The sequence below is a fragment of the Pseudomonas sp. SK3(2021) genome, from assembly GCF_016772375.1.
Lineage (GTDB): Bacteria > Pseudomonadota > Gammaproteobacteria > Pseudomonadales > Pseudomonadaceae > Aquipseudomonas > Aquipseudomonas chlororaphis_I.
In genome coordinates, this window is the sequence record NZ_CP061943.1 from 960234 (window position 1) to 983965 (window position 23732).

Sequence of the window (23732 nt, forward strand, 5' to 3'; positions counted from 1 at the left end):
ACGACTTGAATGGTAAGCGCCTGAATTTATTGCGTTTGTATTACAGGGTTATGACCAGGTCGGTGGATTCCGGTGAAAAAGTGGCGCTTTGATGGCGCGCCGCCTGGACTCGGTTGCGACCACTGTCCTTGGCGCGATAGAGCGCTTCGTCGGCCTGGCTGGCCATCATCAGGCTGTCGGAGTCTTCCCGCAGTTCGACCACCCCGGCGCTGAAGGTGCACCACAGGTCCTGCGGCTGGGCCGGGTAGTGGATCTCGGCAAAGCGCTGGCGGATTTCATCCAGTACCTTGCAGGCCGCTTCCAGGTCGGTGTCGGGCATGACGATGGCGAATTCTTCGCCACCGTAGCGACCGATGAAGTCGGTCTTGCGCAGGCGTTGCTTGAGAAACAGCGCCAGGCTCTTGATCACCCGGTCGCCCATGGGGTGGCCATGGCTGTCGTTGACCCGCTTGAAGTGGTCGATATCCAGCATGGCGAAGCTCAGCGGCTTGTGCTCGCGGCGCGCGCGGAAGCTGCAGTCTTCGAGCAGTTGCAGGATATGGGTGTGGTTGTACAGCCCAGTCAGGCTGTCGCGCACCATGCGCGCCTTGAGGTTGCGCGCGCGGGCGGCGCGGTTGCGCACGGTGGTGATCAGGTGGCGCGGCTTGATCGGCTTGGTCAGGAAGTCGTCGCCGCCTTCGCTCATGGCGTCCAGCTGCTTGTCCAGGTCGTCTTCGGCCGACAGGTAGATGATCGGCACGCTGACATAACGATCGTTATGGCGGATCACCTTGGCCAGTTCGGTGCCGGTACAGGCCGGCATGTACATGTCGAGAATGATCAGGTCCGGCTGGAAATCGGCCAGTTCGGCCATCGCCTGGATCGGCTCGATCAGGGTCCGGGTGATGATTCCGGCGCTGTTGAGCAGGCGTTCGGTGTGCAGGGCCTGGGCGCGGGAGTCGTCGATGATCAGCACTTTATAAGGTTCGTACTGGGCGACGCAGGTGAGGATCTCAATCTTCTCCAGCAGGCTTGAGGCTTCCAGAGTGCCGGTGAGGAACTCCTGGCCGCCGGCGCGCACGGCGGCCAGGCGAGTCGGGGTGTCGGTTTCGTGGAGGCTGAAGAACAGCAGGGGCAGCTTCTGCTCCAGGCCTTCCTGGGCTTCGGCGGCCAGTTGCAGGCCCATGCCGTTGCCGCAAAAGTCGACGTCGATGACGATTGCCGCGGGCAGGCGCTCGACCATCGAGGAGCGAAACGCGGCGATGCTGTCCAGGGACTGGGCGCTGAGGCCAAAGAATTCCAGCTGCTTGGCCAGGCGCTCGCCGCGGTCGTGGTCTTGCAGCATCACGTAGATCGGCTTGCGCAGAGGCGGCAGGAAGGTCTGTTCCAGTTGGTCGCCATGGCGCAGGCCGGTGCGCGACAGGCGCTGCATCAGGCGGTTGAGGTCAGTGATCAGGCCGCTGCTCAGGCGCCCGCGGTTGGCGTCCACCGCTTCCAGGGAATCGCTGATGCTGCGCGCCAGTTGGGTATGTTCGGGTTGTTCGAAGCGTTCGGCGAAACGCAGCAGGCGCAGGTTGGCCTCGCTGAGTTCGGACATGTCGGTGCTGGACCATTCGCTGTGCTGCAGGCGCTGCCATATTTCGAGGATCTGACGCGCCTGGTGAATTACCCGCTGGGCAAAGTGGTGCTTGAGGCGCTCACGGCTGGGGTCTTCTGGCTCGGTCATATCCTGACTACTTAGTTAGGGGGCATGCTGAGATCGACTAGTGGCTCTATGCTAGCACCTCTTGTGGGTTGTACGAGTGTCGTACGTCAACAATCTTCCAAGCGACCTTATTCAGTTCCCGACCGACTGGTCGCATAGGTTCTGAACTGTGCTTCATTTATAGTGGCCGCTCGATATACACCCGGCAGGTGGCGTCTTGCACGGTGGATGATTTCTAATCCGCTCGGTTCGAGGCACGATGGAGCAGGGTTGTGGTCGAACCGATGAACCCAAGTGATTGAAAGGATATAGCCATGCTGGACTGGAAGAACCGCGCGGGCAGCGCGCCGGATCGTGCTGCCGAACCCAAGTCGGCGACACGCAGCTACTTTGGTGGCCTGCTGTTCAGCCGCGCCCTGGGCACCCTGGTGGGCTTGTACCTGCTGGTGGCCGGAGCCCTGGGGTGGTACTGGAGCCAGGAACCGTCGCTGTTCCCGGTCCAGCAGAGCGCGCAGGTTGCCGCCGAGAAGGAAGGCAAGCAGATGGTCGTGGGCTACACCACGGTGGAAACCCTCAAGACCGTGGCCGGCACCCTGCTGACCAAGCCGGGTGGCTATATCTCCAACGACCGTTTCCCGCCGGGCCTGTGGATGGACAACATGCCGAGTTGGGAATACGGCGTGCTGGTGCAGGTCCGCGACCTGACCCGGGCCTTGCGCAAGGACTTCGCCCGTTCCCAGTCGCAGTCCGCCGAGGACGCCGATCTGGCCAAGGCCGAGCCGCGCTTCAACTTCGACAACAAGAGCTGGGTGCTGCCGTCCAGCGAGTCCGAGTACCAGGAAGGCATCAATTCCCTGAGCCGCTACCAGGCGCGCCTGTCCGACCCGGAGCAGAAGAGCGCGCTGTTCTATGCCCGTGCCGACAACCTGAACAACTGGCTGGGTGACGTCGGGACCCGCCTGGGTTCGCTGTCCCAGCGCCTGTCGGCCAGCGTTGGCCGGGTCAAGCTCAACACCGCGCTGAAAACCGAAGTCCCGGCGCCGGGCCAGTCGCCGCAGCTCGACGAAGAGGTGGTGGAAACCCCTTGGATGCAGATCGACAACGTGTTCTACGAAGCACGCGGCCAGGCCTGGGCCCTGTCGCACCTGCTGCGCGCCATCGAAGTCGACTTCGCCGACGTGCTGGCCAAGAAGAACGCCACCGTCAGCGTGCGCCAGATCATCCGTGAATTGGAGGCGTCCCAGGAAACCTTGTGGAGCCCGATGATTCTCAACGGCAGCGGCTTTGGCGTGCTGGCCAATCACTCGCTGGTCATGGCCAACTATATTTCCCGGGCCAACGCGGCGGTCATCGACTTGCGTCAATTGCTCAACCAGGGTTGATTCATGGTGGTTACCTCCAATGAGGCTGCGCATCGCGCGGCCTCCGATGCCGAACAAGTCGCCTGGGTCGATGGCGAAGACCAGTTGCTGGGCGCGCTGGCCCGCTCGGAGTTGCGCGAACGCGGCCTGATCGGGCGCGGCACCTATATCCTGCTGTTCAATTCCGTCGGTGAGCTGTGCGTGCATCGGCGCACCCTGAGCAAGGCCCTTTACCCCGGTTACTGGGACGTGGCCGCGGGCGGCATGGTCCTGGCCACCGAGAGCTACGCCGAGTCGGCGGCCCGTGAGCTGGAGGAAGAACTGGGGGTGGGCGGGGTGGAATTGACCGCCCATGACCATTTCTTTTTCGAAGACACCGGCAATCGCCTCTGGTGTTCGGCCTTTTCGGCGGTCTGGGACGGGCCTTTGCGCCTGCAGCCGGAAGAGGTGCTGGAAGCGCGCTTCATTTCTATCGACGAAGTGATGCGGGAAATCGCCGAAAAGCCCTATTGCCCGGACTCGCTGGCGGCCTTGCAGCGCTATCTGGCGCGGCGTCGCTAAAGTTGTATAAATTGGCGCGGTTAGGCTCTTAGCAATTCGGCTTTTTGCCGTTACACTGCGCGACCTTTTTCAAGCTGAACCGGTATTGCTTTTTGTAGGAGCGAGCTTGCTCGCGAAGAACGCAAGAGTGACGGGTGCTACCTGAGTGCATGCGTCGTCGTTAACGTCCATCGCGAGCAAGCTCGCTCCTGCAAGGGTGTCCCGGTCCAGTAGCGCTGCCCCTGCCTGAGTGGGGCTTCGCGGTCGATGGCACAGGCCATGTGCTTCGACCAGTCTTTGTCCTCCCAAGAGGATTGCCGGTGGCCAAAAAAGCCGCATCCTTCGCCGCCCTTGGCGGCCTGGTATTTTCCACCGACGCAGGTCGACATTGCCCGGACTGTAGCCAGCCGGTGGCAGCCTGCATCTGCAAACAAACCGTTATCCCTGCCGGCGACGGCATCGCTCGCGTGCGCCGCGAAAGCAAGGGCCGCGGCGGCAAGACGGTGACCACCATCACCGGCGTGCCGTTGGCCGAGGACGCGCTCAAGGAGCTGGCGACCACGTTGAAGAAACGTTGTGGCACAGGTGGCGCGTTGAAAGACGGTGTCATCGAGATCCAGGGCGATCATGTCGAGCTACTCTTGGCAGAGCTGATCAAGCACGGTTTCAAGGCGAAGAAGTCCGGCGGCTAGCAGCCTCTGTGAAAACCACCCCGACTTGATGCAGCCCTGATCGATTCAGGTTTGCCGTCGTCTTCATGGTTTTCACAGAGCCTGTTCATGACCGGTTTCTAAACTCAGCGCTGTAACCGAGGTCTACGTCCTCGTTGCAGGCTAATCGTCATTTTCATTCTTTAGACTGCGCCAGCCCCGGACCGGGGTGGCGCTCTATGACTTCTTTTATAGGGGACTTCGATGTCCGTACGACGCACACGCAAAGACGATGGCAGCCAATGGACAGTTGCGGACAGCCGCAGTGTTTATGGGATTCGCCATTGGGGGGCCGGGTATTTCGCGATCAATGACGCCGGTCGCGTCGAAGTTCGTCCGAACGGCCCGAACAGTTCGCCTATCGACCTGTTCGAACAAGTCGAGGAGCTGCGCAAGAGCGGCTTGTCCCTGCCGCTGCTGGTGCGCTTCCCGGATATCCTGCAGGACCGCGTGCGCCAGCTGACCGGTGCCTTCGACGCCAACATCGAGCGCCTGGAATACCAGAGCAAGTACACCGCGCTGTACCCGATCAAGGTCAACCAGCAGGAAGCGGTGATCGAGAACATCATCGCCACCCAGAACGTTTCCATCGGCCTGGAAGCCGGCTCCAAGCCCGAGCTGCTGGCGGTGTTGGCGCTGGCGCCGAAAGGCGGCACCATCGTCTGCAACGGTTACAAGGATCGCGAGTTCATCCGCCTGGCGCTGATGGGCCAGAAGCTCGGCCACAATGTGTTCATCGTGATCGAGAAGGAATCCGAAGTCGCCCTGGTGATCGAAGAAGCCGCCTCGCTCAAGGTCAAGCCGCAGGTCGGCCTGCGCGTGCGCCTGTCGTCCCTGGCGTCGAGCAAGTGGGCCGACACTGGCGGCGAGAAATCCAAGTTCGGCTTGTCGGCGGCGCAGTTGCTGTCGGTAGTCGAGCGTTTCCGCAGCGCCGGCCTGGACCAGGGCATCCGCCTGCTGCACTTCCACATGGGCTCGCAGATCGCCAACCTGGCGGACTACCAGCACGGTTTCAAGGAAGCCATCCGTTACTACGGCGAGCTGCGCAACCTCGGCCTGCCGGTGGATCACATCGACGTCGGCGGCGGCCTGGGCGTGGACTACGACGGTACCCACTCGCGCAACGCCAGTTCGATCAACTACGACATGGACGACTACGCCGGTGTCGTGGTGGGCATGCTCAAGGAGTTCTGCGACGCGCAGAGCCTGCCGCATCCGCACATCTTCTCCGAGAGCGGCCGCTCGCTGACCGCACACCACGCCATGCTGGTGGTGCAGGTGACCGACGTCGAGAAACACAACGACGACGTGCCGCTGATCGAGAACAAGGACAGCCTGCCGGAAACCGTGCAATGGCTGGTGGACCTGCTGGGCCCGACCGACATCGAGATGGTCACCGAAACCTACTGGCGCGCCACCCACTACATGAGCGACGTGGCCGCCCAGTACGCCGACGGCAAGCTGACCCTGGCCGAGAAAGCCCTGGCCGAGCAGTGCTACTTCGCCGTGTGCCGGCGCCTGCACAACTCGCTGAAGGCGCGCCAGCGCTCGCACCGCCAGGTGCTGGACGAACTCAACGACAAGCTGGCCGACAAGTACATCTGCAACTTCTCGGTGTTCCAGAGCCTGCCGGACACCTGGGCCATCGACCAGGTCCTGCCGATCATCCCCCTGCATCGCCTGGACGAAGAGCCGCTGCGCCGCGCCGTGCTGCAAGACCTGACCTGCGACTCCGACGGCAAGATCAACCAGTACGTCGACGAGCAGAGCATCGAGACCAGCCTGCCGGTGCATGGCCTGAAAGAGGGTGAGGACTATCTGCTGGGGGTGTTCCTGGTGGGTGCCTACCAGGAGATCCTCGGCGACATGCACAACCTGTTCGGCGACACCGACTCGGTGAACATCTACCAGAACCCGAACGGCACCGTGTACCACGCCGGGATCGAGACTCACGACACCATCGAAGACATGCTGCGCTACGTGCACTTGTCGCCGGAAGAGCTGATGACCCACTACCGCGACAAGGTGGCCGGCGCGAAGATCAGCGCCAGCGAGCGTACCCAGTTCCTCGACGCCCTGCGTCTGGGCCTGACCCGCTCGTCGTACCTGTCTTCCTGATAGGTCGACCGTTCGAAAAGAACCATCGCTTGCGGTAATGCCGATCAGTTAAGGCTTTTTGTAGGAGCGAGATTGCTCGCGAAGAACTCCAGCACAGCGCGTTAAACCAGGCAGTACGCGTTATCGTTGACGTTTTTCGCGAGCAAGCTCGCTCCTACAGTCGAGCCAATCGCTTAACTGATCGGCATTAACCGCTTGCGGTGGTTTTTTTATGCCCGCAGGAATATTCAGCGGGCCGGAGCGAACCAGCCGTCATGCCGGCGCAGTCCCAGGGCGAAGGCCAGCAGGGTCAGGCTGCGCACCAGCATGAACAGCAGGAAGGTCAGCCACAGCCCGTGGTTGCCCAGGCCCTGCAAGGCCCAGGCGCAGGGCAGGGCGATGAGCACGCTGAGCAGCATGCCATTGCGCATTTCCCGGGCGCGGGTGGCGCCGATGAACAGGCCGTCCAGCAGGTAGCTCCAGACCGCGATCAGCGGCAGGGCGGCGAGGTAAGGCAGGTAGATGAAGGCGGTCTGTCGCACGTCGGCGATGTCGGTCTGCATCTCGATGAACAGGTGCCCGGCGCACAGGAACAGCACGGCAAAACCGAGACTGGCCAGCAGCGACCAGCCGCCGGCCACCACCAGCGAACGGCGCAGGGCCAGGCGATCGCGGGCGCCGATGGCGTGGCCGCACAAGGCCTCCACCGCATGGGCCAGGCCGTCCAGGGCGTGGGCGGTCAGCAACAGGCCGTTGAGCAGCAGGGCGTTGGCGGCCACGGTCGCGTCCCCCAGGCGAGCGCCTTGCACGGTGATCAGGAAAAACACCGATTGCAGGGCCAGGCTACGAATGAAGATGTCACGGTTGACCGCCAGCAACGGTCGCCAGCTGGCCCAGCGCCGCAACGCCGTCCAGGCAATCTGCCCCGGATAGGCACGCAGGGCCGGGCGGGTCATGGCCAGGCCGATCAGCGCGCCGGTCCATTCGGCGATCACCGAGGCCCTGGCCGAACCGGCCACGCCCCAGTCCAGGCCCAGCACGAACCACAGGTTGAGGGCGATGTTGATCAGGTTGGTGCTCAGCAGGATCGCCAGCGGCGCCCGGGCGTTCTGGGTACCGAGGAACCAGCCGACCAGGGCCATGCTGGCCAGCGCCGCAGGGAGCCCGAACAGGCGGGTATGGAAGAAGCTCCGGGTCATTTCGTCCAGCTCGGCCGAAGGCTGCATCAGTTGCAAGGCCACGCCGCTCAGCGGCACGCCTATGGCGCCCAGCAGCAAGGCCAGGCCCATCGCCAGCAGCAGCCCCTGCACCAGGGTCTGCCGCAGCGCCGCACCGTCGGCACGCCCGGCGGCCTGGGCGGCAAAGCCGGTGGCGCCCATGCGCAGAAAACCCATGGCCCAGGCCAGAAAGGTATAGAGGCTGGCGCCGACCGCCACCGCGCCGAGCTGGTGGGCGTGGGGCAAATGGCCAATGACGGTGCTGTCGACCAGCGCCACCAGCGGCACGGAAATATTGGAAAGAATCATCGGCGCGGCCAGCGCCCACACCCGACCATGGGTCGGACGGTGGCGCCAGGCAGAAATCAGGCTGGACATGCAGGCTCCTTGCGAGAGCCGGCATTGTAGCTGCTAGCTTGCCCGGCCATGCCACCCCCTACGGGGACGGTGTCGTTCGATAGGCCCTCCGTCGATCAATGTGCGCTGTGCCACAGCCGGCCGGGCGGCGGTGATATATAGTTCAACCCTTCGATACTCCTGCCAATGAGTGCCCCATGCTTAACAAAGGATTGTTCCTGGCCTGTGCGCTGGCCTTGCTGAGCGCTTGCGATTCCTCGACCTCCGACAAGGCGGCGACCGCCCCGGCTCCGGCAGCGGCGGTGCCCGCGGCCAAGGCCCGGCCCGTGCAGGATGTCGCTGTCCTCAAGCAGCGCTACGCCGGTCGCGAGTTGAGCGTGGTGGACGTGTCCGAGGTGCAGCTCGACGGGGCCAGCACCCTGTCGGTGAGTTTCTCGGTGCCCCTGGACCCGCAGCAGAAGTTCGCCGACAAGCTGCATCTGGTGGACAGCAAGAGCGGCAAGGTCGACGGCGCCTGGGAGCTGTCGGACAACTTCATGGAGCTGCGCCTGCGCCACCTGGAGCCGCAGCGCAAACTGGTGCTGACCGTCGACGCCGGGCTGCGCGGGGTGAACGACGCGACCCTGGCCGCGGAATACGTCAGCCGCCTGGAAACCCGCGACTTGCAGGCCACGGTCGGTTTCGCCAGCCGCGGCACCCTGCTGCCGACCCGTCTCGCCGAAGGCCTGCCGGTGATCGCGCTGAACGTCGACAAGGTCGATGTCGAGTTCTTCCGCATCAAGCCTGAGTCGCTGCCGGTGTTCCTCGCCCAGTGGGGGCGCAATAACAGCCTGCACAGTTACGAGTCCCGCGAACTGCTGCCGATGGCCGACCTGGTGTATGGCGGCCGCTTCGACCTCAATCCGGCGCGCAATACCCGGGAAACCCTGCTGCTGCCGATCGCCGGGCTCAAGCCGCTGCAACAGCCGGGTGTGTACCTGGCGGTGATGCGCGCCTCGGGCACCTACAACTATTCGCAACCGGCCACCCTGTTCACCCTCAGCGACATCGGTCTGTCGGTGCACCGTTACCAGAACCGCCTGGATGTCTTTACCCAGGCCCTGGAAGGCGGCAAGGCGCTGGACGGCGTCAGCCTGGAACTGCTGGACGGCGAAGGCCGCGTGCTCGGCCAGGGCAAGACCGAGAAAGGCGGCCATGCCGAACTGCCGCTGCCGAAGAAAGCCGAAGTGCTGCTGGCCCACCAGGGCGAACAGACCAGCCTGCTGCGCTTGAACGGCGCCGCCCTGGACCTGGCCGAATTCAATATCGGCGGCCCCCAGCCCCATCCGTTGCAGTTCTTCGTGTTCGGCCCCCGCGACCTGTATCGCCCTGGCGAAACCGTGCTGCTCAACGCGCTGCTGCGGGACAAGGACGGCAATGCGGTCAAGCCGCAGCCGGTGAGCGTCGAAGTGCGCCGGCCGGATGAGCAGGTCAGCCGCAAGTTCGTCTGGGACGCCGATGCCTCGGGGCTCTATCAGTACCAGCTGCAACTGGCCGGCGAAGCGCCGACCGGGCGCTGGCAGCTGGTGTTCGACCTCGGCGACGGCAAGCCGCAGCTGTACGAATTCCTCGTGGAAGACTTCCTGCCCGAGCGCCTGGCGCTGGAACTCAAGGGCAGCGACACACCGCTCAAACCGGCCGACACCGCCGAGTTCAGCGTCAACGGTCGTTACCTGTATGGCGCCCCGGCCGCCGGCAATCGCCTGAGCGGCCAGGTCTACGTGCGGCCGCTGCGCGAGGCGGTCAAGGCCTTGCCGGGCTATCAGTTCGGTTCGATCACCGAAGAAGAACTGAGCCAGGACCTGGAACTGGAAGAGTCCGCGCTGGACGCCGACGGCGAGGCGCTGATCGCCCTGGAAAGCAAATGGGCCGAGGCCCGTTCGCCGTTGCAACTGATTGTCCAGGCCAGCCTGCAGGAATCGGGCGGGCGCCCGATCACCCGGCGCTTGGTACAGCCGGTGTGGCCGGCCGAGCGGCTGCCGGGTGTCCGCGCGCTGTTCGACGGCGCGGAAACCGAGGGCGACGGCCCGGCCGAATTCGAACTGCTGGTGGCCAACAACGAAGGCCAGAAGCTGGCCGCGGACAACCTCAAGGTGCGCCTGGTGCGCGAGCGTCGCGACTACTACTGGAACTACTCGGAAAGCGACGGCTGGAGTTATCACTTCAACGAGAAATTCCTCACCCAGGACGAACAGACCCTGGGCATCAAGGCCGGCGACACCGCGAAGGTCAGCTTCCCGGTGGAGTGGGGCCCTTATCGCGTCGAGGTCGAGGACCCGCAGACCGGGCTGGTCAGCAGCCTGCGCTTCTGGGCCGGCTACCGTTCGCAGGACAACGCCGAAGGCGGCGCGGTGCGCCCCGACCAGGTCAAGCTGGCGCTGGACAAACCGCTGTATGGCGACGGCGACACCGCCAATGTCACGGTGACCCCGCCGGCCGCCGGCAAGGGTTACCTGCTGGTGGAGTCCAGCGACGGGCCGCTGTGGTGGCAGGAAATCGACGTGCCGGCCGAGGGCAAGAGCTATGCGATCAAGCTCGATCCGAAATGGGCGCGCCACGACCTGTACGTCAGCGCGCTAGTCATCCGCCCCGGCGAGCGCAAGGCCAACATCACCCCCAAACGCGCGGTGGGCGTGTTGCACCTGCCGCTGGATCGCACCCAGCGCAAGCTCGGCCTGACCCTGACGGCGCCGGAGAAAATGCGCCCCAAGCAACCGCTCAAGGTGAAGATCCAGGCGAAGAACGCCGATGGCAGCGTGCCGAAAGAGGCTCATGTGCTGCTGGCGGCGGTGGACGTGGGCATCCTCAACATCACCGAATACCCGACCCCGGACCCGTACTCCAGCCTGTTCGGGCGCAAGGCCTATGGCGCCGACCAGCTGGATATCTACGGCCAGTTGATCGAAGCCGGCCAGGGTCGCCTGGCCAGCCTGGCCTTCGGTGGTGACGCGGCGCTGGCCAAGGGCGGCAAGCGTCCGGACACCAGCGTCACCATCGTCGCCCTGCAAAGCGCGCCGGTGACTCTCAACGAGCAGGGCGAAGGCGAAGTCAGTGTCGACATCCCCGACTTCAACGGCGAGGTGCGCCTGATGGCCCAGGCCTGGACCGATGAGCGCTATGGCATGGCCGAAGGCAAGACGGTGATCGCCGCGCCGCTGATCGCCGAACTGTCGGCGCCGCGTTTCCTCGCCGGCGGCGACCAGACCACCCTGGCGCTGGACCTGTCCAACCTGTCGGGCAAGGCGCAGAAACTCGATGTGCAACTGAGCGCCGAAGGGCAGCTGGCGCTGGTCAACGAAACCCATCAGAGCGTGCAGCTGACCCAGGGCCAGCGCACCACGCTGCGTATCCCGGTGCGGGCGCTGGGCGGCTTCGGCCAAGGCAAGGTCAAGGTGCTGGTCAATGGCCTGGATCTTCCCGGCGAGAGCCTGCCGCCGTTCAGCCGCGAATGGACCCTGGGCGTGCGGCCGGCCTATCCGGCGTTGCTCAGGCATTACCGCGCGGTGCTCAAGGATCAGCCGTGGAGCCTGCCGGAAGGCGAGCTGGCAGCGTTCGAACCGGCCGGGCGCGAAGCGCTGCTGAGCCTGTCGAGCCGGCCGCCGTTGAACCTCGGCGAACAGATCCGCGCACTCAAGGCCTACCCCTACGGCTGCCTGGAGCAGACCACCAGCGGCCTGTACCCGGCGCTGTACGCCGATGCCGTCAGCCTGAAACGCCTGGGCCTGGAAGGCGAGCCGGATACCGAGCGCAAGCGCAAGATCGAGCTGGGCATCGAGCGCCTGCTGGGCATGCAGCGCTACAACGGCAGCTTCGGCCTGTGGGGCGCGGACGGCGAAGAGGAATACTGGCTGAGCGCCTACGTCACCGACTTCCTGCTGCGGGCCCGCGACCAGGGCTTCGCGGTGCCGGCCGAGGCGCTGAAGAAGGCCAACGAACGCCTGCTGCGTTACCTGCAAGAGCGCAACCTGATCGAGGTCAACTACAGCGAAAACGCCGAGCACACGCGTTTTGCCGTGCAGGCCTACGCCGGGCTGGTATTGGCGCGCAGTCAACAGGCGCCGCTGGGCGCGCTGCGCAGCCTGTTCGAACGGCGTACCGATGCGCGCTCCGGCCTGCCGCTGGTGCAACTGGCCATCGCCCTGCAGAAAATGGGCGACCAGCCACGGGCCGAACAGGCCTTGACCGCCGGCCTTGCGGCCTCGCGCAACAGCAAGGACTGGCTGGCCGACTACGGCAGCCCGCTACGGGATCAGGCGCTGATCCTGGCGCTGCTGGAAGAGAACGACCTGGCCCAGGGCAAGCGCGAGGAACGGCTGTTCGAGCTGTCCGACCAACTGGCGGCCAGCCCGTACCTGTCGACCCAGGAGCGCAACTCGCTGTTCCTCGCCGGTCGTGGCCTGCTGGGCAAGCCGGAAGCCAACTGGACCGCGCAATTGAACAGTGGCGGTGAAAGCCGCGAGCTGAACAACGGCCAGCCGGGCCTGAAGCTGGAAGGCGCGTTGCTGGCGGCGCCGTTGTCGGTGAGCAATCAGGGCAGCGAACCGGTGTACCAGCAGCTGACCCTTTCCGGTTATCCACAGCATGCGCCGCTGGCCGGTGGCGAGAACCTGAGCATTCGGCGCGAATACCTGGGGATGAACGGCCAGCCGCTGGACCTGCGGGCCCTGGGCAGCGGCGACCTGGTGCTGGTGCACCTGGCGGTCAGCGCCAGGCAGCGGGTACCGGATGCGCTGGTGGTGGACCTGCTGCCGGCCGGCCTGGAGCTGGAAAACCAGAACCTGGCACAGAGCGCCGCCAGCCTGGAAAACGCCAGCAGCCAGGTCAAGCAATGGCGTGAGTCGATGCAGAACGCCAGCCTCAAGCACCAGGAGTTCCGCGATGACCGCTATGTGGCGGCGTTGAACCTGGACGGCTACGACAGCGTCACGCACCTGCTGTACCTGGCACGCGCGGTCACGCCCGGCACCTATCGTGTGCCGCCGCCGCAAGTGGAGTCGATGTACCGGCCGAACTGGCAGGCTGTGGGTGAAACCCTGCCGGAGATGGTGATCAAGGGGCGTTGAGAAAGGTGTCGCCGCAAGCCCGCTCCACCTGCAGGAGCGAGCTTGCTCGCGATCCGACCGCGCAGCGGTCGTCTGTCGATCAGTGCACCACCCAGCTCAGCAGCCACAACCCCAGCAGCAGCCAGATGATGCCCATGACGATCGAGGCGCGCATGAAGGCGCGGACCGCCGAGTACAGCAGCATCAGCCCGACGATCAGGGTGATGATGCTGATGATCGACGTGTCCATGCCCAGCGCCCGCGACAAACCGTCGATAAAGTTGCCGCCGGCGTTCGTCAGGGCGTTGAACAGACCGCTGAGGCCATCGACGATAAACCGTATGACCGAGCCCAGCGCCTGGCCGAGCCATTCAAAAAAGCTTTCTACCTGCATGCGTGCATCCTGATGAAAAAGTTGGCGTGCTTGCCAGACCTGAGCCTTTGGCCATCAATCGCGCTGGCGAGTTCCGTTCCAAGCATAGAGGTTCGCGGGTTTGATTTTTCGATTAGTTGTATCGCGCCTGCGCAGTTTCGGCGGGCGAATATTCGGCCAGGCCAGGTCGCCCGGCTTGCCAGCGGCGCAACCGGGCGGCCGCCGTGGCTGGCGCATCTTGCGGATCGTGCTGGGCGGCCTGTTGCTGCTGTGGGCCGGGCTCTGGCTGGCCGACCGCATCTGGCCGCTGCCGCTGCCCAAGGATGACCTGGCGCGGGTGGTGCTGGCCGAGGATGGCACGCCACTGTGGCGCTTCGCCGATGCCAATGGCGTCTGGCGTTATCCGGTGCGCACCGACGAAGTCTCGCCCTATTACCTGGACGCGCTGCTGACCTACGAAGACCGCTGGTTCTACAGTCATCCGGGGGTCAACCCGATGGCGCTGGCGCGTGCCGCCTGGCAGAACCTCACGGGCGGACGGGTGTTGTCCGGTGGCAGCACCCTGTCGATGCAGGTGGCGCGCTTGCTCGATCCGCATTCGCGAACCTGGCACGGCAAGCTGCGCCAGCTGTGGCGCACCGCGCAGCTGGAATGGCACCTGAGCAAGCAGCAGATCCTCACGCTCTACCTCAACCGCGCGCCGTTCGGCGGCACCCTGCAAGGGGTGGCCGCGGCCAGCTGGGCTTACCTGGGCAAGTCGCCGCGACACCTGACCCACGCCGAAGCCGCGCTGCTGGCGGTGCTGCCCCAGGCGCCGAGCCGGCTGCGCCCGGACCGGCATGCCGCGCGGGCACAGGCGGCCCGGGACAAGGTGTTGCAGCGCCTGGCGCAGTTCCAGGTCTGGCCGCAGTCGGCGGTGGATGAAGCCTTGCAGGAACCCCTGTTGCTGGCGCCGCGGCTGGAACCGAGCCTGGCGCCCTTGCTGGCGCGCCGGCTGAACCGCCCGGACAGCCCGCCGCTGATCCGCACCACCCTGGACGCCAACCTGCAACGCCGTCTTGAAGACCTGTTGCTGGGCTGGCGCGCGCGCCTGCCGGAACACACCTCGGCGGCGATCCTGGTGGTCGAGGCGCAGAGCATGGCCGTGCGTGCCTACCTGGGTTCGGTGGATATCAACGACGCGCGGCGCTTCGGCCATGTGGACATGATCAGCGCCATGCGCTCGCCGGGTTCGACCCTCAAGCCCTTCCTCTATGGCATGGCGCTGGATGCCGGGTTGATCCATTCCGAGTCGCTGCTGCAAGACGTGCCCCGGCGTTATGGCGACTACCGGCCGGGCAACTTCTCCATGGGCTTCAGCGGCGCGGTGTCGGCCAGCACGGCCCTGGCCACCTCGCTGAACCTGCCGGCGGTGCAACTGCTGGAAGCCTACGGGCCGAAACGGTTTGCCGCCGAGATGCGCATCGGCGGCATGCCCCTGACCCTGCCGGCGCTGGCGGAACCGAACCTGGCGCTGATTCTCGGCGGCGCCGGCAGCCGCCTGGAGGACCTGGTCAGCGGCTACAGCGCTTTCGCCCGTGGCGGCAAGAGCGCCAGCCTCCGCCTGCAACCGGACGATGGGCTGCGCGAGCGGCCCTTGTTGTCCCCCGGTTCGGCGTGGATCGTGCGGCGCATTCTCAGCGGTCAGGCGCGTCCGGATCGCGACCCGCGGGCCGAGCTGGTGCAGCGCCCGGTGCTGGCCTGGAAGACCGGCACCAGCTACGGCTTTCGCGACGCCTGGGCAATCGGGGTCGGGCCGCGCTACCTGATCGGCATCTGGATCGGCCGCCCGGACGGCACCCCGGTGCCGGGGCAGTTCGGCCTGGCCTCGGCGGCGCCCTTGATGCTGCAAGTGCACGATGTGCTGATCAACCGCGACAGCCAGCGCGGCATCAGCGCGCTGGTGCAGCCGGTGCCGATGAACGTGGGGGTGGCGGCGATCTGCTGGCCGCTGGGCCAGCCCATGAGCCGCGGCGATCCGAACTGCCGCCGCCAGCGTTTCGCCTGGACCCTGGACGGCACCACGCCGCCGACCTTGCAGGCGGCGGATCAACCCCTGGGCGTCGGCCTGCTGGAAAAAGTCTGGGTCAATGCCAAGGGCCTGCGGGTCGACGCCAAGTGCCCGGGCGCCCGGGCGCGGGATATCGCACTGTGGCCGGCGCCGCTGGAGCCCTGGCTGCCGCGCATCGAACGGCGTGAAGCGCGCCTGCCGGCCAACGACCCGGAGTGCCCGGGGCCGGCCCTGGCGGCGGCTGCACCTTTGTCCATCGTCGGCGTGCGCGAGGGCGATCGGCTGCGCCGCCCGGCGGCCAGCCAGGAACTGCTGCGGCTCAAGCTGTCAGCGCTGGGCGGCAGCGGCCGGCGCTGGTGGTTCGTCAACGGCGAGCCGTTGGGCGAGAGTGCCAACCAGGACAGCATCAACGCCAGCTTCGAACGCTTGGGGCCTTATCAATTGAGCGTGCTGGACGAAGGCGGGCAGACGGCGCGGGTCGAGTTCAGCGTTATCGATTGAGAGGGGCGGTGCGGGCCTTGCCTTCATTCGCCATCCCCCCGAAGCTATACGCCTTCAGGAGACCCCGATGAACCTAGACGAACTGACCCAACGCCTGCACGCCATTCGCGACCGCAATGACTGGCGGCAATTTCACAGCCCGAAGAACCTCGCCATGGCCGCCAGCGTGGAGATGGCCGAGCTGGTGGAAATCTTCCAGTGGCTGAGCGAGGACCAGTCGCGGCAGCTGCCGGCCGATCAGCTGGCCCACGCCGGCCAGGAAGTCGGTGACATCGTGCTGTACCTGTTGCTGTTGTGCAGCGAACTGGGACTGGACCTGGAGCAGGTGGTGCGCAGCAAGCTGGCCGACAGCGAACGGCGGTTCAGCTGATGAGCGACCGTCATTTCGACCAGTTGGCGACCCGTTTCGCAGAGAAGATCTACGGCGGCGCCAAGGGCGCGATCCGCCTGGCGGTGCTCCAGGCCGACCTGGCCGAAGCCTTGCCGGACCGGCCGCTGCGGGTGCTGGATATCGGCGCCGGGCTGGGGCACATGTCGTTGTGGCTGGCCCAGCGTGGCCATCAGGTGACCCTGGCCGAGCCGGCCGAGCCCATGCTCGAAGGCGCCCGCCAGCGCTTCGCCGAGGCCGGCCAGCAGGCGACCTTTATCCAGGCGCCCTGGCAGGACCTGCTGGGCCAGCTCACCGAACCCTACGACCTGGTGCTGTGCCATGCAGTGCTGGAATGGCTGGCCGAGCCGCACGCGATCCTGCCGGTGCTGCATCAACTGACCACCCAGGACGGCTGGCTGTCGCTGGCCTTCTACAACCGCGATGCGCTGATCTATCGCAACCTGCTCAAGGGCCACTTTCGCAAGATGCGCAAGAACGACATGGCCGGCGAGAAGCAGAGCCTGACCCCGCAACAGCCCCTTGATCCGCGGGAACTGGCGGCGCAACTCGATGGCTTGTGGCGGGTCGAAACCCAGAGCGGGGTACGGGTTTTCCATGACTACATGCCGGTGGAATTCCAGGTCCGCGCCGAGTTGCTGGATCTGTTGGAAATGGAATTGGCCTATCGTCGTCACCCAAGCTTTGCCGGGCTTGGGCGTTACCTGCACTGGATTTGCCGTCCGGTCTGAGCGGAGCCCGAAATGAAACGCCACGCTGGTTTGCTTGTGATGTTCCTGGGGCTGGCGGCCTGCCAGAGCCCCAATCCTTATGTCGCCAGTTCCAATCCGCTGCCGCCGGCGCCCCCGCAGGCGGCAACGACCTTCGACCGCAGCGCCTATCCGGCGCCCCAGCGCGACTATGGCCGCTATCGCAGCTGGGCCTGGCGCGACGGGCGCCTGCCCAACGGTTCGGCCTGGGCCGATGCGGCGCAGGTCGCCGAGGCGGTCAGCAACGCCCTCGACCAGCGCGGCCTGCGCCCGCGGCACGACAACCGCCCGGCGGACCTGTGGGTCAGCGCCGACCTGCACCTGGAAAAGCGCTTGCGCCAGGTGCAGGACGACTACGGCTACGGTTACGGAGGTTATGGCTACAACCGCTACGGCCCCGGCTACGGCATGTACAACACAGTGCCGGTGGTGCGCACCTACGAGGTGGAAGTCGTGGTGGTGCGGGTCAACCTGTTCGACGGCGGCAGCGGCCAGCCGGTGTGGAGCGCCAGCGCGGAAACCTCGAGCCAGGGCAGCCTGAGCGAGCGCGCCGATGCGTTGCGCGAGGCTGTGGAAAAGGCCATGGCGGCGTATCCTCCTGGTTAGGCTCTGTAGGAAACGTGGCTGCATGCCGGGCTGGGTTAAAAACAGGCTTGCCTGGCCTTCGCTCGCCAACTTTCTTATTGGCCCTGGCGACATCCCTTCAGGTGCATTGGCTCTTCTGGAGACACATCATGTTCCGCCCTCTTGCTTTACTGGCCCTGGCCGCGCTGCTCAGCGCCTGCGCCGCCAACCAGGTCAACCATGACTTCGACGCCAGTCGCGACTTCGCTGCCTATCGCAGCTGGAGCTTCAAGGAACCCGCCCTGCAATACCGCCCCGACGATCCACGGATCAAGAGCGACCTGACCGAACAGCGCATCCGCCAGGCAGTCAGCGATCAACTGGACCAGCGCGGCCTGCGTCCGGCCGCGGCGGGCAAAAAGGCCGATCTCGACGTCCAGACTTACCTGATCGTCGAGAACCGCCAGCAACAGGTCACCACTAACTATGGCGGTGGCTGGGGTGGCCCGTGGAACGGCTACTGGGGCGCGCCGATGTACAACGAAACCCGCAACATCACCTACAAGGTCGCCACCATCCAGATCGACCTGTTCGATGGCAAGGACGGCAAGCTGGTGTGGCGCGGCAGTGACGAGCAGATACTCAGCAGCACGCCGAAACCCGCCGATCGCAGCACGGCGATCAGGGAGACCGTCGGCCGGATCCTGGCGAACTATCCGCCCAGGTAAGTCGCTGCATTCCACCACGGGGGCGAGGGCTGCACAGGCTCTCGCCCCGATACGGCCCACTTCCCAAACACAGCACTGGCAGATCGCCAGCGCTGTGCTCCAGCCTTGACTACACTCCTTTCACCCAGCGGAGGTTGCGCCCGGCGGTGCGCCGGCAAAGGAGTGCTCGATGTTTCCCCGCACGCAGTTTTCCGGACCGGCTCGGCAGCGTGGCGCTATTGGTCTGATAGGGGCGCTGGCGCTGAGCACGGCAGTGTTGTGCACGCTGGTGGTGGTCGACAGCGCAAGCCTCTACCTGGAACAGCGAAAGTTGCAGCGGGTGGCCGATAACGCGGCGCTGGAGGCGGTGGCGCGGGGCGGAAATTGCCTGGCGGGGGGCAGCGCGGCGGTATTCGCAAGAGAAAGCGCGGCGCGCAATGGCTTTGTGGTGGGAGAGAACAGACCGCTGACCGCCACCTGCGGCTCGCTGCAGACCGGCGCCGACAACCTGCGCACCTTCAGCCCCAATGCCAGCCAGGCCAGCGCCATCCGGGTGGTCGTCAGTGATGCTTCGGTGCGCACCAGTATCGCCGTTGGTATTGCCAATCTGTTCTCCGACAACCCCCTCAGTGCTACCACTACGTTGAGTGCCACGGCGGTAGCCGCCCAACCCAAGCCGCCGCTGGCGCAATTGACGATTCGCAGCACATTGCTCGATCTCAACCTGTTGAACCAGACCCTCAGCGGCCTCGCGGGTAGCGCGGTCAATGTCAGCCTGCTCGGTTGGCAAGGCCTGGTCGATGCCGACATCAACCTGTTGAGTTACCTGAAGCAACTGGCCATCGACCTTGATGTGAGTGCCGGAAACTACAGCGAACTGCTCGACGTCGACACCGACATTACCCAACTGCTCCAGACCGCCATCAGCGTGGCCCAGAGAAATGGCGCCACCCTCGAGGTCCTGACGGCCCTGGGCAGCATCAAGGCCGCTGCGATCAATACGGTCCCGGTGAAACTGGGTGACCTGTTGAAGTTGCAGACCGGCACCGCGGACTCCGGGCTGGATGCCAACGTCCAACTGCTGAGCCTGGTCGAGGCGTTCTTGCAGTTGGCCAGCAGCCAGAGCGCCGCGGCCGTCGAGCTGCCGGTGAGTGTGTTGGGGCTGGCGGGCGTCACCACCCGGGTCAAGATCGTGTCGCCCCCCGAGTTTGCGATAGGCGACCCGGAACTGGCCGCCGCCGACCCGCTGGGGCCCAATCGCATCTATGTGCGAACCGCCCAGGTGCGTGCGTTGCTGACAGTGGATCTCTCGCTGATCAATAACGTGCTGCAGGCGGTGAATGCGCTGCTGTCGCCGGTGGTGGGTACGCTCAATACAGTGCTGAGCCTCGATCTCAATTGTGTACTCGGCGGCTCCTGCGTAAAGACCGACCTGCTGATCCTGCCGGACGGCGCGAACCTGGATATCAGCCTTGAGGTGGCGGCCGGCGACAGTCATGTCACCGGCTATACCTGTGTCAGTGACAGCGACAACAGCCTGTCCGTCGACACCACCACCTCCGCGGTCAAGCTCAAGGTCGGTCGGGTGGACGCGAGCAACTGGCTGTCTTCGACCGCTCAGGTCAGCGTGAGCCCGTTGCCGCTGGTGGATATCGGAGCGAAGACCTGCCAGGGGCTGCTGGGTCCTTGCGGGGCACGTACCCCGTTTGCCGGGGGCGGTAGCGAGTTGATGATCGACACCTCGATCGCCGCCACCCACGAGCCGAATTTCACCTTCGTCAATCCACCGAAAATGAAGCAGGAACTGGCGGACGACGATTGGCACAGCGTGACCGCGTCCAATGTGGTCGGCAGCCTGCGTGCGTCGCTGACCGGCATCTCGCTGATTCAGCATCCGCCCACCATCGGCAACCTGCTCGGCGTGGTGCTCAATACCCTGCTGTCGGCGTTGAACGGCGTGGTCGGCTTGCTGGCCACGGCTATCGGCGCCTTGCTCGGCCCCCTGCTGGATCCGCTGCTGAACAATGTCCTGGCGGTACTGGGCGTCGATCTGGGCCGGGTCGAGGTGGGCGCCAACCTCAGCTGCGGCCAGGCCGGCCGGGCTTACCTGGTGATCTGATCGCGCTGTACCAGTGGCAGTTCGATGCAGAAACACGCGCCTTCGTCGGTGTTGCTGACGCTCAGGCGCCCGCCCATGTTCTCGACTATGCCGTAGCTCACCGAGAGCCCGAGCCCGGTGCCCACGCCGACCGGCTTGGTGGTAAAGAAGGGTTCGAAGATGCGCCCCAGCAGGCGTGGGTCGATGCCCCCAGCATTGTCTTCGACCAGCAGCCGCACCTGCTGCGCGTCATGTTCGGCGCGTATCGCGATCCACGGCCGCAGGTCCGGATCCTGCTCGCGCCGGCCGAGCAGCGCGTCCCGGGCATTGACCAGCAGGTTGATCAATACTTGCTCAAGCTGATCGACATGGCCCCGGACCTGCACGTTGAAGTCGATTGGCGCGATACGCAATTCAACGCCCTTGCCGCGCATGCCATCGGCCAGCAGCGACAGGCAGCCTTCCACCGCCTGGGCCGGGTCGAAAGGTTGTTGCTCGATCTCCGAGCTGCGGCCAAATACCCGCATATGGTCCACCACCCGGCCGGCCCGCTGGACCTGGGCATCGATGCGCTTGAGCTTGTCCTGCAGGTAGTCGAGCTGCACGTCGCCGTTGTTCAGGCGCTTGAGCACGTTGACGATGGCCATGCGCATGACATTCAGCGGCTGGTTGATTTCATGGGCCAGCCCGGTGGCCATTTCACCCAGGGTGGCCATCTTCGCGCTTTGCATGAGTTGCAGCTGGGAGCGGCGGACTTCGGTGTTGTCGCGGCCCACGGCCTGGATCTCCCGCAGGCGCCCTTGCGCGTCGAACACCCCACGGTCGGACCAGACCCACCAGGCATGTTCGCGCCCCGGCAGTTGCAGGTTGATTTCCGCGGTGCTGACCGGAAATTCCGGGGTCAGCTGGCGGATGCGTTGCACGAAGGCGGCGTGTTGTTCGGCGGACAGCCAGTCACCGAGGTTGGCCCCGGCCAGTTGTTCGGGCGGGCATTCCAGGTAGGTCGCCAGGGGCCGGTTGCCGAAGGTCAGGGTCAGGTCGGGCAGGTAGCGGCAGATCATCGCCGGGGAGTCTTCCACCAGGATCCGGTAGCGCTCTTCGCTGAGTCGTATCTGCTCGGCGGCCAGGGTGGCGTCGGTGACGTCCAGCCATAGGCCGACGGCCTCGACCGGCATGCCCAGGTCGTCGCGCAGCAGCCTGGCCTCGTCGAGCACCCAGTGGTATTCGCCACGGCTGTCGAGCAGGCGGTAGCGGCTGCGCACCGCGCCTTCGCGCAGCAGTTGCCGGTTGCGCTCGAAATAGCGGTCGCGGTCATCGGCATGCACCCGTTCCGCCAGGGCGCCGTCGTTGCAGTCGTTCAGGCTCCAGCCGAGCAACGGCTGCAGGCTGTCGCTGAAAAATGTCGGCTGCAGCGCGCCCTCGACATAGCACTGGACATAGATCACCGCCGGCGAATGGGCGATCAGGTTGTCCAGCCGGGCGTGGGCCGCGGCCGCCTGCTGTTCCTGGTTCTTGATGTCGCTGATGTCCAGCATGAAACCGACAAAACGCTGGTTCTGGCCAATGCCCAGGGCCTGCCCCTGCAGGCGGTACCAGAGGGCCGGCGACTGCGGGTCGGCCCGTTGCAACCGTACGCAGAGCAGCAGGGGTTTGCCCTGACGCAACTCTTGCAGGCGGCTGCTCAGTTCCTGGCGATCGGCGGGGTGGATCAGGGCCAGCCAGGCCGGCAGCGACAAGCGCCGGGTCTGGGGTTCCAGCAGCAGGTTGAGGGCCAGCTGCGGCGCCAGCTGGATCTCGTTGTCCTGCGGGAGCAGCTCCCACCAGCCGGTGCCGAGCAAACCTTGCAAGGCTTCCAGGCGCTCCAGTTGGTGATGGTGCTGTTGTTCGCGCAAGCGCCCGAGCAAGGGCCCGGCCAGGGCGGCGCTCAATTGCAGCCAGTCCCGTTCGCTCAACTGCGGTGCCTGCTGGCGTACCGGGTAGAAACCGCAGAGCAGCCAGGCCGCGACGCCGTGATCGTCGCGAAAGGGCACGACAAAGCCTTCGCTGTTGCCGAACGCACGTTGCAGGCGCGGATAGTCGCCCAGGCCTTGAGTGAAGGTCAGCGACTGCGGGGCATTGCCGTTCAGGCTGTCCAGCCCGGTGCCCAGGACCTGGCCCTTGTGCCACAGCTGCGGTGCATCGGGGGCCTGATACAGGCCATGGATGTACCAGCCCTGTTCCTGGTCGTCGAGCAGTGCCAGGGCGAGGCAGGGGATATGCCAGTGCTGGGCCAGGGCATGGAGTTGTTCATGCAGCACCTCGGGCAGGCGGAAGAGGCTGCACAGGCGCAGCTGTTCGTTGATCTGCGCGGCGAACTGCTGGCAGTCCTGGCGTTGCTGCGCCTGCTGGCGCTCCAGCAACAGGTCGCCGATATCCAGCAGGTGCAGGAGCCAGCCTTGGGGGGACGGTTGCACCCAGCCGCGCAGGTGCAGGGTTTGTCCGCCAGCGCCATGGAAGTCCAGGTCGAGCATGTGCCCCTGCCAGTCGCCAGGGCTGCCTTCGGCACTCAGCGCACTGTGCGCCAGCAGGTAATCCAGCAGCGGCGCCGGCCCCTTGGCGGACGGCGGCTGGGCCAGGGCGTGGCGCAGCGGGCCGGTCATTTGCAGCACCTGGGCGTTGTGGTCCAGGTGCACCAGCAGGCCGACCCCGGGCGTGGCCAGGGGCAGCGTGGGAGGAAGCGCCTGGGCGGGCGTCCGGCCGAGAAAACGCCCGAGGAGTTTGTCGCCCGAGCTCAAAATTGCAGACTCGACTGGGCGCTGAGGTTCGCAGGCAGGGCGGGCACGCTGCCCATGCCCGGCAGCACCAGGAAGGGGATGACCTGCCTGAGCTTGTCGGTGGAGTAGTGGACACGGACCGTGAGCAGGCCGCCCACGTAAGTCACGCTGGCATCGCTGGCGCTGTTGGCGTCGAAGCCGAAGGCCTGCGGAATCCAGGTCAGTTGCTCACGCAAGGTGTCCCTCGCGCGTGTTATCAGGGCGGCGTCATAGCCGGGCGTGGCAGGGTCCAGGGCGACGCTGCGTCGCACCGCTTCGGCAGTGGCCTTGTTGAAGGACTGCACCATCAACAGCGGCACGCTGTAGCTGACCAGGCCATAAAACACGGCGAAAAAAATGATGAAGACCATGGCGAATTCGATGGCCACGGCACCTTTTTGTTTTCCAGGCAGGTTCACTTTCATGGAGGCGTCTACCCTGACTGCTAGTAGGTGATTTCAGC

16 protein-coding genes are annotated in these 23732 nt (G+C 65.4%); 11 read left to right on the top strand and 5 right to left on the bottom strand.

Going from position 1 to position 23732, the window contains the following annotated elements; genetic code table 11:
- Positions 1 to 40 precede the first annotated feature (40 nt).
- Positions 41 to 1705, bottom strand: a complete 1665-nt coding sequence (locus IF690_RS04285; protein ID WP_202698964.1) for a response regulator — start codon at positions 1703 to 1705, stop codon at positions 41 to 43.
- Positions 1706 to 1998: 293 nt separating this feature from the next.
- Between IF690_RS04285 and IF690_RS04290 the strand changes: the two genes are divergently transcribed.
- The 4 genes from IF690_RS04290 (at position 1999) to speA (ending at position 6413) form a co-directional block, all read left to right on the top strand.
- Positions 1999 to 3066, top strand: coding sequence for a DUF2333 family protein (locus tag IF690_RS04290; protein WP_202698965.1), 1068 nt, complete (start codon positions 1999 to 2001; stop codon positions 3064 to 3066).
- A 3-nt stretch (positions 3067 to 3069) separates the two neighbouring features.
- Positions 3070 to 3606, top strand: a complete 537-nt coding sequence (locus IF690_RS04295) for an NUDIX hydrolase (protein ID WP_202698966.1) — start codon at positions 3070 to 3072, stop codon at positions 3604 to 3606.
- 299 nt (positions 3607 to 3905) lie between these two features.
- Entirely contained in the window at positions 3906 to 4277 is a 372-nt protein-coding gene (locus IF690_RS04300) for a translation initiation factor Sui1 (protein ID WP_007921638.1), read from the top strand.
- A gap of 222 nt (positions 4278 to 4499) precedes the next feature.
- Entirely contained in the window at positions 4500 to 6413 is a 1914-nt protein-coding gene (gene speA / locus IF690_RS04305; RefSeq protein ID WP_202698967.1) for an arginine decarboxylase, read from the top strand.
- 227 nt (positions 6414 to 6640) lie between these two features.
- Here the strand turns inward: speA and IF690_RS04310 are convergent, their stop codons facing one another.
- Positions 6641 to 7987 carry an MATE family efflux transporter gene (locus IF690_RS04310; RefSeq protein ID WP_202698968.1) on the bottom strand — a complete coding sequence of 449 codons (1347 nt, stop codon included), beginning with the start codon at positions 7985 to 7987 and terminating at the stop codon, positions 6641 to 6643.
- 176 nt (positions 7988 to 8163) lie between these two features.
- Between IF690_RS04310 and IF690_RS04315 the strand changes: the two genes are divergently transcribed.
- Positions 8164 to 13068 carry an alpha-2-macroglobulin family protein gene (locus IF690_RS04315; RefSeq protein WP_202698969.1) on the top strand — a complete coding sequence of 1635 codons (4905 nt, stop codon included), beginning with the start codon at positions 8164 to 8166 and terminating at the stop codon, positions 13066 to 13068.
- A gap of 79 nt (positions 13069 to 13147) precedes the next feature.
- Here the strand turns inward: IF690_RS04315 and IF690_RS04320 are convergent, their stop codons facing one another.
- Positions 13148 to 13441, bottom strand: coding sequence for a hypothetical protein (locus IF690_RS04320; RefSeq protein WP_007921634.1), 294 nt, complete (start codon positions 13439 to 13441; stop codon positions 13148 to 13150).
- Positions 13442 to 13667: 226 nt separating this feature from the next.
- Between IF690_RS04320 and pbpC the strand changes: the two genes are divergently transcribed.
- The 6 genes from pbpC to IF690_RS04350 all read left to right on the top strand — a co-directional run bounded on the left by pbpC (position 13668) and on the right by IF690_RS04350 (position 20498).
- On the top strand, positions 13668 to 15971 hold the full coding sequence (gene pbpC / locus IF690_RS04325) for a peptidoglycan glycosyltransferase PbpC (protein WP_202701296.1): 2304 nt from the start codon (positions 13668 to 13670) through the stop codon (positions 15969 to 15971).
- A gap of 67 nt (positions 15972 to 16038) precedes the next feature.
- The gene (locus IF690_RS04330) at positions 16039 to 16341 is read left to right on the top strand and encodes a MazG-like family protein (protein WP_044460979.1); all 303 of its coding nucleotides are present in this window, start codon (positions 16039 to 16041) and stop codon (positions 16339 to 16341) included.
- Complete coding sequence (locus IF690_RS04335) at positions 16341 to 17090, top strand: methyltransferase (protein WP_202698970.1); 750 nt, start codon at positions 16341 to 16343, stop codon at positions 17088 to 17090. The genes IF690_RS04330 and IF690_RS04335 overlap by 1 nt, the downstream gene beginning before the upstream one ends.
- A gap of 12 nt (positions 17091 to 17102) precedes the next feature.
- Positions 17103 to 17714 carry a DUF4136 domain-containing protein gene (locus tag IF690_RS04340; protein ID WP_202698971.1) on the top strand — a complete coding sequence of 204 codons (612 nt, stop codon included), beginning with the start codon at positions 17103 to 17105 and terminating at the stop codon, positions 17712 to 17714.
- 128 nt (positions 17715 to 17842) lie between these two features.
- The gene (locus tag IF690_RS04345) at positions 17843 to 18400 is read left to right on the top strand and encodes a DUF4136 domain-containing protein (RefSeq protein WP_202698972.1); all 558 of its coding nucleotides are present in this window, start codon (positions 17843 to 17845) and stop codon (positions 18398 to 18400) included.
- 169 nt (positions 18401 to 18569) lie between these two features.
- A complete protein-coding gene (locus tag IF690_RS04350; protein WP_202698973.1) occupies positions 18570 to 20498 on the top strand; it encodes a TadG family pilus assembly protein in 1929 nt (642 codons plus the stop codon).
- Here IF690_RS04350 and IF690_RS04355 read toward each other — a convergent pair.
- On the bottom strand, positions 20483 to 23251 hold the full coding sequence (locus IF690_RS04355; protein ID WP_202698974.1) for a PAS domain-containing sensor histidine kinase: 2769 nt from the start codon (positions 23249 to 23251) through the stop codon (positions 20483 to 20485). The two genes, IF690_RS04350 and IF690_RS04355, sit on opposite strands and share 16 nt — an antisense overlap.
- Positions 23248 to 23694, bottom strand: coding sequence for a TadE/TadG family type IV pilus assembly protein (locus IF690_RS04360; protein ID WP_202698975.1), 447 nt, complete (start codon positions 23692 to 23694; stop codon positions 23248 to 23250). Before IF690_RS04360 ends, IF690_RS04355 begins: the two co-directional genes overlap by 4 nt.
- Positions 23695 to 23732: the final 38 nt, after the last annotated feature.